Source organism: Variovorax sp. F042, assembly GCF_057814215.1.
This window is the reverse complement of record NZ_JBVASX010000001.1, coordinates 1,517,084-1,530,337: the sequence shown is the minus strand read 5'-3', so window position 1 is coordinate 1,530,337 and position 13,254 is coordinate 1,517,084. Positions and strand designations below refer to the sequence as shown.

General features: G+C 65.9%; 12 protein-coding genes and 1 tRNA gene. 11 read left to right on the top strand and 2 right to left on the bottom strand.

All coding sequences use genetic code 11. From position 1 onward, the window contains the following. Positions 1 to 356: 356 nt before the first annotated feature. Both ACZYSP_RS07330 and ACZYSP_RS07325 read left to right on the top strand, forming a co-directional pair. A tRNA-Met gene (locus ACZYSP_RS07330) sits at positions 357 to 433 on the top strand. 396 nt (positions 434 to 829) lie between these two features. Continuing rightward, complete coding sequence (locus tag ACZYSP_RS07325) at positions 830 to 1,123, top strand: hypothetical protein (RefSeq protein WP_489013388.1); 294 nt, start codon at positions 830 to 832, stop codon at positions 1,121 to 1,123. 288 nt (positions 1,124 to 1,411) lie between these two features. On the opposite strand, the gene ACZYSP_RS07320 is transcribed toward ACZYSP_RS07325, so the two are convergent. Continuing rightward, positions 1,412 to 1,633: a hypothetical protein gene (locus ACZYSP_RS07320; protein WP_489013386.1), complete on the bottom strand. Its 222-nt coding sequence runs from the start codon at positions 1,631 to 1,633 to the stop codon at positions 1,412 to 1,414. 82 nt (positions 1,634 to 1,715) lie between these two features. Here ACZYSP_RS07320 and ACZYSP_RS07315 point away from each other — a divergent pair, with 82 nt between their 5' ends. Genes ACZYSP_RS07315 through ACZYSP_RS07305 form a run of 3 tightly spaced genes read left to right on the top strand, consistent with a single transcriptional unit; the run spans position 1,716 to position 6,753 of the window. Further along, complete coding sequence (locus ACZYSP_RS07315; protein WP_489013384.1) at positions 1,716 to 2,672, top strand: terminase small subunit; 957 nt, start codon at positions 1,716 to 1,718, stop codon at positions 2,670 to 2,672. Further along, positions 2,656 to 4,407 (top strand): terminase, encoded by a 1,752-nt coding sequence (locus ACZYSP_RS07310; RefSeq protein ID WP_489013382.1) that lies wholly within the window; start codon positions 2,656 to 2,658, stop codon positions 4,405 to 4,407. The genes ACZYSP_RS07315 and ACZYSP_RS07310 overlap by 17 nt, the downstream gene beginning before the upstream one ends. Positions 4,408 to 4,416: 9 nt before the next feature. Further along, positions 4,417 to 6,753 (top strand): portal protein, encoded by a 2,337-nt coding sequence (locus tag ACZYSP_RS07305; RefSeq protein WP_489013380.1) that lies wholly within the window; start codon positions 4,417 to 4,419, stop codon positions 6,751 to 6,753. Positions 6,754 to 6,762: 9 nt separating this feature from the next. Here the strand turns inward: ACZYSP_RS07305 and ACZYSP_RS07300 are convergent, their stop codons facing one another. Further along, the gene (locus ACZYSP_RS07300) at positions 6,763 to 7,305 is read right to left on the bottom strand and encodes a hypothetical protein (RefSeq protein ID WP_489013378.1); all 543 of its coding nucleotides are present in this window, start codon (positions 7,303 to 7,305) and stop codon (positions 6,763 to 6,765) included. A gap of 216 nt (positions 7,306 to 7,521) precedes the next feature. Here ACZYSP_RS07300 and ACZYSP_RS07295 point away from each other — a divergent pair, with 216 nt between their 5' ends. The 6 genes from ACZYSP_RS07295 to ACZYSP_RS07270 all read left to right on the top strand — a co-directional run bounded on the left by ACZYSP_RS07295 (position 7,522) and on the right by ACZYSP_RS07270 (position 13,253). Continuing rightward, positions 7,522 to 8,586 (top strand): DUF2829 domain-containing protein, encoded by a 1,065-nt coding sequence (locus ACZYSP_RS07295; protein ID WP_489013376.1) that lies wholly within the window; start codon positions 7,522 to 7,524, stop codon positions 8,584 to 8,586. 112 nt (positions 8,587 to 8,698) lie between these two features. Next, positions 8,699 to 9,388: a hypothetical protein gene (locus ACZYSP_RS07290; RefSeq protein ID WP_489013374.1), complete on the top strand. Its 690-nt coding sequence runs from the start codon at positions 8,699 to 8,701 to the stop codon at positions 9,386 to 9,388. 240 nt (positions 9,389 to 9,628) lie between these two features. After that, positions 9,629 to 10,708, top strand: a complete 1,080-nt coding sequence (locus ACZYSP_RS07285; protein WP_489013372.1) for a hypothetical protein — start codon at positions 9,629 to 9,631, stop codon at positions 10,706 to 10,708. A gap of 40 nt (positions 10,709 to 10,748) precedes the next feature. Continuing rightward, complete coding sequence (locus tag ACZYSP_RS07280; protein ID WP_489013370.1) at positions 10,749 to 12,038, top strand: phage capsid family protein; 1,290 nt, start codon at positions 10,749 to 10,751, stop codon at positions 12,036 to 12,038. A gap of 57 nt (positions 12,039 to 12,095) precedes the next feature. Beyond that, positions 12,096 to 12,575, top strand: a complete 480-nt coding sequence (locus ACZYSP_RS07275; RefSeq protein ID WP_489013368.1) for a hypothetical protein — start codon at positions 12,096 to 12,098, stop codon at positions 12,573 to 12,575. Between the two features lie 60 nt (positions 12,576 to 12,635). Continuing rightward, positions 12,636 to 13,253 carry a hypothetical protein gene (locus tag ACZYSP_RS07270; protein ID WP_489013366.1) on the top strand — a complete coding sequence of 206 codons (618 nt, stop codon included), beginning with the start codon at positions 12,636 to 12,638 and terminating at the stop codon, positions 13,251 to 13,253. Position 13,254 lies beyond the last annotated feature (1 nt).

The following is a 13,254-nucleotide window of genomic DNA, read 5'->3' as shown; positions in this document are numbered from 1 at the left end:
TGCGCGTGCAGCGCGGGGTGTACGTGCCGGCGCCGCAGCATCCGCCGGCCCGGCCGATGTCGAAGACCGTGATGCCCGACGGCATGGTCAAGATCGAAATCGGCGACGAGGTTCTCACGCTGACGCCGCGCGAGGACCGTGCGCTCGCCAACCTCATGGCCGGCGCCGCCGCGCAGGCCGCAGCCATCGAGACGGGACGCAACACTGCACTCATGGCGGCCGAGCTTGGTGAAGAGGTGAAGCGCCTGCGCCGCCAGGTCGCCGCCCTCGAGGTGCGCATCGACCCGAACCAGGCCCAGCTGTTCGAGACCCCCTGTAGGGCGGGCACCAAGGCGGCCAACGGGGCAAAGTTCGCTCGCGGTGTAGCTCAGCCAGGTAGAGCACAGGGCTCATAACCCAGAGGTCGGCGGTTCAAGTCCGTCCATCGCAACCAGACATTTGTGAAGCGTGACTGCCGGACCTACCTGCATTCGACCCGGGCAACGGGTGAAGGGACGGAGGAAGGGATTGGGAAAGCCGAGGCGAGCAGGCGCCGGCCCCATGGGATGCCCCTGAAGCGGGGGCCATCAAGAAAGAGCGCGGCACTGCAAAACTGCAACCGGGCGTGGACCAGGGTAATCCGAGATACCTCCACCGACATACCGACCGCCGGGTGATCCGCTCTTTTTCTTGATGGTGAATGCGCAGGCTGATGCGCGGCGCATGGGCGCGAACCAGCGTGGACAGACCTCCTAGGCCGGTTTCCCGGCTGCTATGAAAACAGGCGCGCCACCTTGAGCCGGAGATCAGCACCGGCCACCACCCTCACACCACCAGCGAAAATGGCCTGGTGAACATCAAGACCTCCGAACTCGCCGGCAAAGAGCTGGAATCCTGGGTGGCCAAGGCCCTCGGCGCCCAGGCTTTCGCCAGCATCTGGCCCGACTTCGAGCAGCTCGTCGAGCGCTACGCCATCCAATCCTCCCCGATGCCAGGCAAGAACCTTCAGTGGTGCGCTGTTGTCGTCGGCAGGCCGGGCACGAACATTCCCGGTGGCCCATGGCTTGAGGGCCCCACGCCGCGCATTGCAGTCGGCCGCGCGATCGTCGCCGCCCGCTTCGGGCTGGATCTCAGCGCCACCTGAGCAGGCCCCCTGTAGGGATTCGTCATGTCGGCGAGTCGCGAGAACATTCCCTCACCGAGCACGGACCCCGAACATGGCGTCAGCCCTGGCGTTGGAGTGGGGGGAAAGCCACTCCGCATCGACCCCTTGCGCATCCCAGGGGTTTCAGGGTGGGATGAGAACCGCACGGTCCAGCGCACATTGCGTGCGTAGTCGGATGGACCGAACCCCCGGCGCTTTCGCCGGACAGTTGTCTCCTCGCCTGCTACCTTGCGGGTGATTCGCCCACCGAGGTTCGCCCTCGGTGGGCTATTTTTCTTCCTTCGGCCGGAGATAGTCTTCCCCGGCTCGCGTCAGCCGGTAGTTGAAGATGGTCTCAGCAGTCTTCGGGTCGTCGGTGCTCGGCACGTCGTAGTCCTGGATCAGCCCGGCGGTCTTCAAGACCTTGATCTGATAGTCGTCAAGAGTCCGCCCATGGCCCCCGCTGACCTTCAGCAGGCATGCGTGCACCAGCATCTCGTTCTCGATCATGAATCGCTCCTCGTTTTGGTTGCAGCGCATTGTCCCCCTATAGGGTTCGACCCCTGGGCCAAGGGCGGGAAGACTCGCGCGCATGGCAACTCGCAAGCCTGCCAAGAAGCAGGCACCCGCACCGAAGAAGACCACCACCAAGCCCGCAGCCGCCAAGAAGGCCGCGAGCGCACCTGCGCGCAAGAAGGCTCCGCCCGCCAAGACGGCGAAGAAGCCCGCTCGACCAGCTCGACCAGCACCAGCATCCCAACCCGCGCAGCTGGTAGTCACTGACCTCCAACAGCGCTTCGTCGACGAGTACCTGGTAGACCTGAACGGCACCCAAGCTGCCATCCGAGCAGGCTACAGCCCAGACAGCGCCCGGCAAATGGCGTCCGAGAACCTGTCAAAACCGTACATCCAGGCTGCTATCGCTGCCGCACGGAAGCTGCAACAGGAGCGCACCCAGGTCGATGCCGATCGCGTGGTGACGGAAGCGTGGAACATCATGCTGGCCGACCCACGAGAGCTGGTGCAGGTGAAGGTCGGTTGCTGCCGGCATTGCTGGGGCGAGGGCTTCAAGTTCCAACGCACCATCGGCGAGTTCAATCACGACCAGGAGCACCACGCCTTGAAGGCTGGCAGCCTGGCTGACTTCGACGAGAAGGGCGGCATCGGTTTCGATCCACTCAAGCCACCGCATCCGGCCTGCCCGGACTGCGGCGGTGATGGCCATCCGCGCACGGTGCTGGCCGACACGCGCCGCCTGTCGCCACGTGCGCAAGCGCTCTACGCCGGCGCCAAGATGACGAAGTACGGCATCGAGATCGCCATGCATGACAAGGGCGCGGCGATGGAGAAGCTTTTCAAGCACCTCGGCCTCTACGAGAAGGACAACCAGCAGAAGACCGACCCGCTGGCCGCGTTGCTGCACAGCATTGCCAACGGAAACGGCAATGGCTTCCGGCCTGTCGCCAACGACCCTGAGACGCCAGAAGCCCCGACGGGCCCCAACAGCCTGATGCCGCGGGAGGATGTCGACGATGGCCGTCCAGGCTAAGCAGGCCTCGAGCCTGGCCGACGCCGGCACGCTCGATGAAGACGACACCGCGCTGGACGTAGAGGCCGGCCGCGCGGTCGACGTGCAGCTCGGGCATCGCTGGGACAACCGGCGCCGGCCCAAGCGCGGGCCGCACATCGCCAAGCACGCCGAGATCCTGCCCACCAATGCGGCGGAGCTCGAGCGCTGCCTGCGCGACCCCGAATGGCGCCTGTTCAGCGGCTGTCTGTACCAGATCATCGTCAAGGGCGAGCCGGTCAAGAACGATGCGGGCGAGATCATCGACGAGGGCGATTCCTTCGTCATGCCGTTCAAGCCCAATCGGGCCCAGCGGCGCTTCATCACGCGGCTCTGGCACCGCAACGCCATCCTCAAGGCCCGGCAGCTGGGCTTCACCACGCTGATTGCCATCCTCTGGCTCGACCATGCCCTGTTCAACGGGAACCAGCGCTGCGGCATGATCGCCCAGGACCGTGAGACGGCCGAGGCCATCTTCCGCGACAAGGTTGTGTTCGCCTACGACCACCTGCCCGAGGAAATCCGCCAGCGCTTCCCGCTCGCCCGCGCCAGCACGAAGGAGCTGCTGTTCGGCCACAACAACAGCAGCATCCGCGTGGCCACCAGCGTGCGCGGCGGCACCATCCACCGCCTGCACGTCTCCGAGTTCGGGAAGATCTGCGCGAAGTTCCCTGCGAAGGCCAACGAAGTCGTCACCGGCTCGTTCCAGGCCGTGCCGCTGTCGGGCATCCTGGTCATCGAGAGCACCGCCGAAGGTACCGAGGGCGAGTTCTACGAGATATGCCAGCGCGCGCAGGCCCTGGTGGCGGGAGCGCGCAAGCTCACGCCCAGCCAGTACCGCTTCCACTTCTACGCTTGGTGGCAGGACCCGAACTACTCGATCGACCCGGTCGGTGTGCCGATCAGCCCCGAGCAGCACGACTACTTCGACGAGCTCGAGACGAAGGTCGACGTCAAGATCGACCTGGGCCAGCGCGCCTGGTACGTTGAGAAGCTGCGCAACGACTTCTCTGGCAAAGAGGAGCGCATGTGGCAGGAGTACCCCTCGACCCCCGAGGAGGCATTCCAGCAGTCCACCGCCGGCCACTACTACGCGAAGGACATGGTGCTGCTGCGCAAGCGCGGCGCCATCTGCCAGGTGCCGCTGCTGGACCTGCCAGTGTTCACGTTCTGGGACATCGGGAACAGCGACGGCACGGCGATCTGGTTCATGCAGATGCTGCGCAACGAAGACCGCTTCATCGGCTACTACGAGGAGCACGAGGAGGACCTGCGCCACTATGCGCGGCACCTCCAAGAGCGCGGCTACCTCTATGGTGGCCACTTCCTGCCGCACGACGCCGACCACAAGCGTCTCGGCGACTACAACCGCAGCACGCGAGAGCAGCTGCAGCTTCTGATGCCCGGCCAGGCCTTCTTCATCGTGCCGCGCGTCACCGAGCTGATGACCGGCATCTACAGCGTGCGCAAGCACATCAAGGGTGCCTTCTTCGACCTCGATGGCACGAAGCAGGGCATCGAGCGCATCCAGGGCTACAAGAAGAAGTACAGCACCTCTGAGAACCGCTTCATCGACCAGCCTGACAAGAGCAACGGCTGCACGGAAGGCGCCGACGCGCTGCGCCAATGGGCCCAGGCCAAAGAGCTGGGCCTGCTGGCCAACCTCACCCAGAACACCGCCTACGTCGAAGCGCCCGTCTCCGACTGGCGCGCGTAGGAGCACCCAATGAACATGAACAACAGCACCACCACCCCGAGCATGGAGGAGGAGATGGACGCCGACGGCGCGCTCACCCTCGAGGAATACCGCCAGTTCATCTACGAGATCGAGCAGCAGCCGCCGTGGCGTGGCGTGGCAGACAAGGAGCTCGACTATGCCGACGGCAACCAGCTCGACACGGAGCTGCTGCGTGCGCAGAAGGACCTCGGCATTCCGCCGGCGAAGGAAGACCTGATCGGGCCCGCGCTGCTGGCCATTCAGGGCTACGAAGCCACCGTGCGCACCGACTGGCGCGTCTCACCCAACGGGCAGCCGGACGGTCAGGACGTCGCCGACGCCCTGAACTTCCGACTCAACGAGGCAGAGCGACACTCGAAGGCCGACCAGGCGTGCTCGAAGGCCTTCCGCCCGCAGGCGGCCGTGGGCCTCGGCTGGGTGGAGGTCTCGCGCGAGTCGGACCCCTTCAAGTACCCGTACCGGTGTTCTGCCGTGCACCGCAACGAAATCCACTGGGACTTCTATGCCAAGGAGGACGACCTGAGCGATGCGCGATACCTGCGCCGCGAGCGTTGGCTGCAACCGAGCCGCATCGCCAAGGTGTTCCCGAAGCATCGCGAGCTCATCCTCGAATGCGGTCGGCACGGCCAATCCTGGTGGGTGAACCTGTCTCCGGAAGCGCTCGACGGCGGTGGCTCTACCGGGCTGACGACCGGCGCCTGGGATGCGGCGCGCGGTTGGACGGTGGCCGAGCACAACTGGTACGACCCGGTCAGCAAGGACATGAGCGTGGCCGAGGTCTGGTACCGCCGCTGGGCCGAGGCGACGGTCCTGCGATCGCCCGACGGCCGCGTGGTGGAGTACGACGCCGACAACCCGGTGCACAACTACTCGCTGGCGCGTGGTCTCGTGCGGCCGCAGCACGCTGTCATCCCTCGCGTGCGCCGCAGCTTCTGGCTCGGGCCGCACCGCCTGCACGACGGCCCCAGCCCGTACACCCATCGGCACTTCCCCTACGTGCCGTTCTGGGGCTACCGCGAGGACGGCACGCGCGTGCCCTACGGCCTGGTGCGCGGCATGATCTTCCAGCAGGACCGCCTCAACAGCGGCACCGCGGCGATGACGTGGGGCATGACCGCCTATCGCGTGGAGCGCACCAAAGGCGCGGTGGCCATGACCGACGAGCAGCTGCGGCGCCAGGTCGGGCGCCGCAACGCCGACATCTTGTTGGACCCGGCGCACATGGCGCAGCCGGGCGCCCGGTTCGAGGTGAAGCGCGACGTGCAGCTCACGGACCAGCAATTGCAGATGCTCAACGACGCGCGCATGGCGCTGGAGCGCGTGTCGCCGGCGGCCGCCTCGGCGTTCTCCGGCCGGCGCGGCACAGCCACCAGCGGCGTGCAGGAAGAGACGCAGGTGGAGCAGGCGAACCAGGGCCTCGCCCACCTGATGGACAACTTCAAGGCCGCGCGCTCCCAGGTCGGCGAGCTGCTGCTGGCAATGATCGTGGAGGACATGGGCCGCGAGCCGCACACCATCGTCATCGAGGGCGACGCCATCACGCCCGATCGCACGATCCTCATCAACAAGCCCGAAACCGATCCGAGGACCGGCGTGGCCTACCTGTCCAATGACCTGCAGCGCACGCGCCTGAAGGTCGCGCTCGAGGACGTGCCGAGCAGCTCGAGCTACCGCGGTCAGCAACTCAACGCGATGAGCGAGGCCGTCAAGAGCCTGCCGGCGCAGTACCAGGCCGCAGCCATGCCGTTCCTCGCCAGCCTCATGGACGTGCCGTTCAAGCGCGACCTGGTGGAAGCGTTGCGCGCCGCGGGCCAGCAGGCCTCGCCGGAGGACATCGAGAAGCAGATCCAGGAGCGCGTGGCGCAGGAGGTCAAGCTGGCCGGCCACGATCTGAAGGCCCGCGAGCTCGACATGAAGGAGCGGCTGACCGACGCGCAGATCAAGCAGGTCATGGCCCAGGCGGTGCAGACCGGTGTGCAGGCAGCGTTCGCGGCCATGCAGGGCGGCGCGCAGGTGGCGCAGATGCCGATGATCGCGCCGATCGCCGACGCCATCATGCAGGGCGCGGGCTATAGGCGGCCCACCCCAGGCGGCGACGACCCCAACTTCCCGACGCCGGCGCAGACCGCGGCGATGAACATCAAGGACCCGTACATCCAGGGCCAGGGCGCGGCGCTGGTGGCGCCCGAGGCGGAGGAGGAGGCAGGAGCGACGCCGCCACTACGCGAGAACACCAGCCCAACGTTCCCCGCGCGTGCGGGGGAAGGGGCCAGCGGCATGGACGGCATAGAGACAGCGCGCACCACCGACAACGTGCCGGCGTGAGCCGCTTGGCTATCGGGCTGCGGAGAACGTCTCGAGCAGCTTGAGCGTGAGGTCCTTCACGGGAATGTCCGTGAACTCGACATCGTCTAGGTAGGCGGCCTGTTGCTCGCCGGCCAGGAAGCGCTCGATGGATTTCCGCAGCACCTGGTAGCCACGCAGCCAGTCTTCGACAAGCGACACCGCCTCGATGCGGCTCGCCTTGTCGTCCTCGACTCGAAAGAAAACGATGCATGGGAGCTTCTGATCCGGCGGCAGCCCAAGCTTGCCCATCATCACTTCATTGAAGTTTTCCGCAGTGGCCCGATACATGTTGGACCATAGAAAGAAGATGGTCAGCTCAGACCCCGACAGTCGATGCAACTCCCGGTTGCATACGTGGTCGGTGAGGATGCCTTGGGTAATGCCATCCTCGAAGCTCGCGAAGACGAACGCGAACGCCTTGGCTCTACCAGCGTTGAGGTGCTCACCGCACACACGGGCGACCTTTGCTTCAAACGATTCGACGTCATGGCCCGCGGGCGCGCCGCGCTGAACTTCAACGATGGGGTACATGGTGTAGGAAGGTAGGGCCGATTGCGCATTCTGCCGCACGCCCCCTGTAGGGTTCGCTGCGCACGCCGAGCCGTCCGACGATCACCACGTCAACGGGTAGCGGCCACGACAACCAACCCAGAGCCCTGTGTTCTGGCATCCCACCTCCGAAAGGAGGACGGCCGCTACCGGGGATGCCAGACCACAGGGCCTTTGCACTTCTGCAAGGAGCCCACTGTGACCGATCCCAACACCATCATCATCCCGACCGTCGGCCGTGTCGTCTGGTTCTACCCTGCGTCGAACACTGCCGAGTCGGGCTTTGTTCGCAACGAGAGCGGCGGGCCCTACGCGGCCATCATCGCTCGCGTCTGGAACGACAGGATGCTCAACCTGACCGTCTTCGATGCCAACGGCACGCCGCACAGCCGCACCAGCGTGACCATGGTGCAAGGCGACGACGCGGCGCCCGACTGCGCTTTCTGCGGTTGGATGCCTTTTCAGAGGGGCCAAGCCGCCAAGCAGGTGGCGGAGGCAAAGGAACCTGTGGCGTCGCCCTGTGTCCCGCGCACCTTCCGCCAGGAAATGGAACTGGGCGCCATACACGCTGTAGCCGGCCGCACCGCCGACATGACCCACACCGGAGCACAGATCGGCGCCGCGGTGCGCCAGGCGCTCGATGCGTTGCTGGCGAAGGGCGCCGGCGCAGAGCCGTCGGCGGGCGACTCCCATGCGTCGCGAGTGCTCTACCCGGCGATCCGCAACGCCATGGAAGAGCTGGCGGACCTGCATCCAGGCTTCAACGACCACGTCAACCGCGCGTGGAACTACCTGCACGGCGCGTTCTGGAGCGAGGTGCCCGCACCCGCGTCGGCGCTTGGCCTGCGGGATACCAGCCCTGCCGCCGACGCGGGACTGGTCCGCCTGCCCGTGCGCGACGATCACCGCGTCGAGCCGGCAATCGCCATCGCGGCCGATGCAGTGCTCGCGGCGGCTGGCTACGCTCCCCCGCACTTCGACTTCGGCGACGCCATCCGCCATCTCAAGGCCGGCCATCGCGTAGCGCGCGCGGGCTGGAACGGCAAAGGCATGTGGCTGTCGCTCAGCGGCCCACTGACCGGGCGCGAAATCGCGTTCGAGAATTTTTGGTCGACCAACAACAGCGAATATGCGCGGCTGAACGGCGGCAGTGCGGTCGTGCTGCCCTCGATCAGCATGAAGACTGTCGACGGCGGCATCCTGATGGGCTGGCTGGCTTCGCAGACGGACATGCTGGCCGAGGACTGGGTAGTGGTCGAGTAGGCGTAGGGATTGGAGGCGTCGCCCGCAGAATAGCCATTCAATCCGTAATGTTGAATGGTTGCGCATGAAAGTGGCATATCATGCGCAGACTATCAACTTTAGGGGGCGACCTATGGCAGCGTTCAGGGCTGACGAATCCAAGCAAAGCGGCTACCAGGAGGTCGAGGACTACTTCACTGGTCGCGCCTTGACCGTGAGCGAGAAGGAGCGCGCGGAGAGCCGAGATGCGTTGTGGCAAATCTCGGAGCAGCTCGGCCCAGTCATCAGCACCTACCCCTCGTGGCATCCCCTTGTCACGCATCACGACGAGCGCCAACCAGTGACGTTTCCGAGCGATCGGTGCGGCTACAAAGGGCTCGACCACACTCGGGCCTTCGTGCACGGTTTCATCAGCTGCCCCTACGGCAACGGCGCGGACAAGCTCATCGCTTCAGTGAATGCGCTACCGCATCAGGACGCGGCGAGGATCACTGCCGAAAAACTCGACGTGAAGCTCTACACGACAGACGCAACGCCGGTGCTGGTCAAGTGCGAATGGACGCGGCGGCTGTCTCCTCACGAGCCGATCCCCCTTTCCATCGCGATGCCTCTAATGCTCGAGAAGGAAGTTCCAGGCTGGAAGTGGGCGCAGCTTGCAGAGACGTGGGAGACGATGCGCTCCTACTTGCTTGGCTCTCCGCACGGCAGCCGGTCGTCGTTGTTCGTGAGCCAGGACTCGGGCCAGGCGATCAAGAAGATGTGGGAGGCGTTGATCTACAGCGGCATGTACGGCCCGATCAAAGTGGACCGTCACCCGCGCTGAGCGACACACCTTCCCGCTTGCAACTGAGAAGCCGCCCTCGAGGCGGCTTTTTCATGCCCCCCTGTAGGGTTTCGTCTTTGTCTCCCGTCTCTTGAAACTGCCCCTCAAGCACCGCGCGCGAGCGTTGGGGCGACGTCACGGTGGCAACACCGTGGATTCAAGGCAGATGGCGCGGGCCCACGTGGCTCGCACCGGATTGCTGGCCCCTTTGCGGCCACGGCGATATGTGGCGGGACAGGCATGACGACATCCAACGACTTTTTCCAGAACAACGAAATCACCGGCGCACTGACGCCGCAGCAGGCTGCGCAGCTCCTCGAGCTCGCATCGGGCGATACCAGCTTCGGGCTGGATGACGGTGGCGCGCCCGCGTCCACCACTGCTGCAGACGCCGCCGCTTCCACCGAAGCGGGTGCCGCCAACACGAACAGCAGCGCAGCCGCTCCGGCCGCTTCGCCTGCACCTTCCCCCGCTCCAGCGCCCGCCGCGGCGCCGGCAGCAGCTCCCGCGGCCGAGCCCGATGCGTCCAACGCAATCTTGCTCGCGAAGGATGGCAAGCACACCATCCCCTACGAGAAGCTGGTGCAGGCCCGCGAGGGCGAGCAGCACTGGAAGGCGCAAGCGGAGACGGCCCAGCGCCAACTCGCTGACTTGCAGACCCAAGCGCAACAGCGCGCTGATGCGGGGCAAGCGCCGACGAAGACGGACAACCAGGTGGCGGCCGCGCAAGCGGCGATCGCCAGCGGGGTGGACCCGGCTCTCTTCGGTGACTTCTCCGAGGAGGCGCTGGCGAACGGCATCGCGACGCTGGTGGACCAGCGCGTGGAGGAGCGGATCAACAAGGCGATCGCTCCGCTACAGCAGCAACAGCAGCACACCGCTCGCAACGCGCACTACGACGCCATCTACAAGGCACACCCGGACGCGGACTCCATGGCGGAGAGCGCCGAGTTGCAGCAGTGGATCGGTGCGCAACCCAGCTACCTGCAGCCCACGCTGCGTGGCGTGCTGGAGAAGGGCACCACGGCGCAGGTGGTCGAACTGTTCAACGACTTCAAGAAGGCCACTGCCGCGCCTGCCGCGGCTCCGGTTCCTGGAAAAAGCGAAGCCGCCACGACCGACCCAAAGGTCGCGGCGCAAGCCGCCATCGCTGCGGCGGCACCAGCCGTGCCGGCCTCCCTCTCGGACATTCCGGGCGGGCGGGCTGACGCGCTGTCGCCGCACGAGCGACTGGCGGCCATGGACCCCGTATCGATGGCCGACGCCATGCAAGGCATGACGCCCGCGCAGATCGATGCGTTCCTGAACCGATCCCTGTGAGCCGTCAGGCCCACGCAGCACCACACACAAGGAGGTCTAGATGACCGCAACGAAAACGCAAACCGCGTATGGCGACCCGAAGGCGATGGTCCAGCAGGCAGCTGGCGTGTTCGCCGTCAGCCAGCAACGCAACACCACCATGAACCGGCTGGTCGGCAAGATGCCGAAGCTGGAGGGCGCGATCAGCACGATCAAGAAGCAGTCCAGCAATCACATGCCGATCGTGCAGGCGCAGGACCTTGGCCAGGGCAAGGGCGACGAGGTGAAGTTCAACCTCATCAACCCGAGCGGCGGTTACCCGATCATGGGCAGCGCATACGCCAAGGGCCGCGGCGTGGGCATCAAGCTGTCCGAAGACCGGCTGCGCGTCAATCAGGCGCGCTTCCCGATCGACATGGGCGATGTGATGTCGCAGATTCGCAGCCCGGTGGACCTGCGCCGAGTCGGGCGCCCGCTTGCTCAGCAGAAGATGGACGACTACCTGGACCAGTCGATCCTGGTCCACGCGGCGGGCGCGCGCGGCTTCCACGACAACATCGAGTGGCGTGTGCCGGTCGAGACGCACCCGGCGTTCTCCGAGATCCTGGTTAACCGCGTCAAGGCGCCGACCAAGAACCGCCATTTCATGGCCAAGGCCGGCGCGATCGACCAGTTCACCGTCAATGCCGGCGAGGTCGACATCGCTTCGACCGACCTGCTGAAGATGGGCACCGTCGATGCGGTGCGCACCTACATCGACCAGATCCCGCTGCCGCCGCCCCCGGTCAAGTTCGACGACGACCAGGCCGCTACCGACAGCCCGATCCGTGTGATGCTGCTGTCGCCCGCGCAGTACAGCGGCTTCGCCACGGACCCGGCCTTCCGCAACTTCCAGGCGAACGCGGTGGCCCGTGCGCGTCTGGCCAAGGACCATCCGCTGTTCCTGATGGAAGCTGGCCTGTGGGGCGGCATCCTCATGGTGAAGATGCCCAAGCCGATCCGCTTCTACGCCGGCGACACCATCCGGTATTGCGCCGCCTACGACTCCGAGAACGAGACGGCCGCGGTCGTGCCGGCCAGCTTCACCACGAAGTTCGCCATCGACCGCGCCATCCTGATGGGTGGCCAGGGCCTGGCGCAGGCCTTCGGCGCCTCGGAGCACAGCGGCATGCCGTTCTTCTGGAGCGAAGAGAAGGACGACCACGGCGACAAGCTGGAAATCCTGATCGGCGCGATCCTGGGCATGTCCAAGGTTCGCTTCGCGATCGACCATGGCGACGAGACCCAGTTCACCGACCACGGTGTGACGGTCCTCGACACGGTGGTGCCGATCATCAAGCCGCGCGGCTGATGACCCAGGGCCGGGGCAACCCGGCCTCTCTCCCTTCACCCCATCAAGGAGCCACACATGGCCAACATCAAACTCAAGGGACTGGGCATCAACCAGTTCGGCGGCATGGCCGCCTACGGCAACGTCACCACGCTGCGGGCCACGCTCGAAACCGACGCCTCCGGCGCAGCTGTGCGAGCGAACGCGACCACGCCTCTCGGCATCGGCGACAAGGTGTACCTGCAAAGCCTGCCGGCGGGTTTCCGCCTTGAGGACCTGCAGTCGATCGTGTCGATCGCCATGACCGCGGCCGTGACCGGCTCGCTCGGCTTCGAGTATGCCGACGGCGAGGACAGCGCCGAGGTGCCTCAGGACCTCGCCTATTTCGGGGCGGGCATCGTCCTCAACGCCGCCGCCCGTCTGCGCACGAGCTCGTCGAAGGCGCCGGTGACGCTGGCGAAGGAAGCCTTCCTGGTGCTGACGCTCGCGGGCGCGGCCAACGCCAAGGCCAGCCGCATCGACTTCATCGTCCACGGCGAACGCCTGGGCGCGAAGTAATGCGAGCAGGGGAGGGCCACCGGCCTTCCCCTGTCCCTCTCCCGTTCTGAAGGAACCACCATGACCTCCAAGACCGCCGGCGTGCCCGTGAAGTACATCGGTCGCGAAGACCCGTTCTACGACCGCCTCTACGGCTCGAACCTGACCTTCGTCCCCGAGCAGGTGCGCACCATCAGCGACCTTGATCTGGTCGCGAAGTTTCTGCGTCACTCGGACTGCTTCGAGCGCGTTGTCGTAGCGTCCGCCGCACCCGCACCCGCACCCGCACCCGCACCAACGACCGCTCCTGTGCAGCCCGCTGGCGAGGCCGGCGCGCAGGGCGGCGAAGGCGATCAGGGCGCCAGTGGCGAAGGCGGCGGCGTGAGCGCGAAGCCGACCGAAGCTGATGGGCAACCGCCGGCGGCGCCGACCGGGGAAACCCAACCCAAGGACGAAGCGGCCGAGGAGCCTGCTGACGACACCGAGGAGCGCCTCGCTGAAGCCAACAAGACCGAGGACGCGCGCAAGTTGGCCGAACAGAACCGACTCGACCTCGTGCAGACCTTGGACTCGATGGACAAGGACGCTCTGCAGGAATTCGGCGTCACCAAGTTCAGCCAGAAGGTGCCGAAGAACTTGTCCGTGGAGAACATGCGCGCCCGCATTGTCGAAATGATCGACCAGTACGGCGTGCCCTGAT

Coding starts and splice junctions, on each gene's coding strand:
- ACZYSP_RS07320 (WP_489013386.1), bottom strand. CDS start 1,633: ATGATCGAGAACGAGATGCTGGTGCACGCATGCCTGCTGAAGGTCAGC.
- ACZYSP_RS07315 (WP_489013384.1), top strand. CDS start 1,716: ATGGCAACTCGCAAGCCTGCCAAGAAGCAGGCACCCGCACCGAAGAAG.
- ACZYSP_RS07310 (WP_489013382.1), top strand. CDS start 2,656: ATGGCCGTCCAGGCTAAGCAGGCCTCGAGCCTGGCCGACGCCGGCACG.
- ACZYSP_RS07305 (WP_489013380.1), top strand. CDS start 4,417: ATGAACATGAACAACAGCACCACCACCCCGAGCATGGAGGAGGAGATG.
- ACZYSP_RS07300 (WP_489013378.1), bottom strand. CDS start 7,305: ATGTACCCCATCGTTGAAGTTCAGCGCGGCGCGCCCGCGGGCCATGAC.
- ACZYSP_RS07290 (WP_489013374.1), top strand. CDS start 8,699: ATGGCAGCGTTCAGGGCTGACGAATCCAAGCAAAGCGGCTACCAGGAG.
- ACZYSP_RS07285 (WP_489013372.1), top strand. CDS start 9,629: ATGACGACATCCAACGACTTTTTCCAGAACAACGAAATCACCGGCGCA.
- ACZYSP_RS07280 (WP_489013370.1), top strand. CDS start 10,749: ATGACCGCAACGAAAACGCAAACCGCGTATGGCGACCCGAAGGCGATG.
- ACZYSP_RS07275 (WP_489013368.1), top strand. CDS start 12,096: ATGGCCAACATCAAACTCAAGGGACTGGGCATCAACCAGTTCGGCGGC.
- ACZYSP_RS07270 (WP_489013366.1), top strand. CDS start 12,636: ATGACCTCCAAGACCGCCGGCGTGCCCGTGAAGTACATCGGTCGCGAA.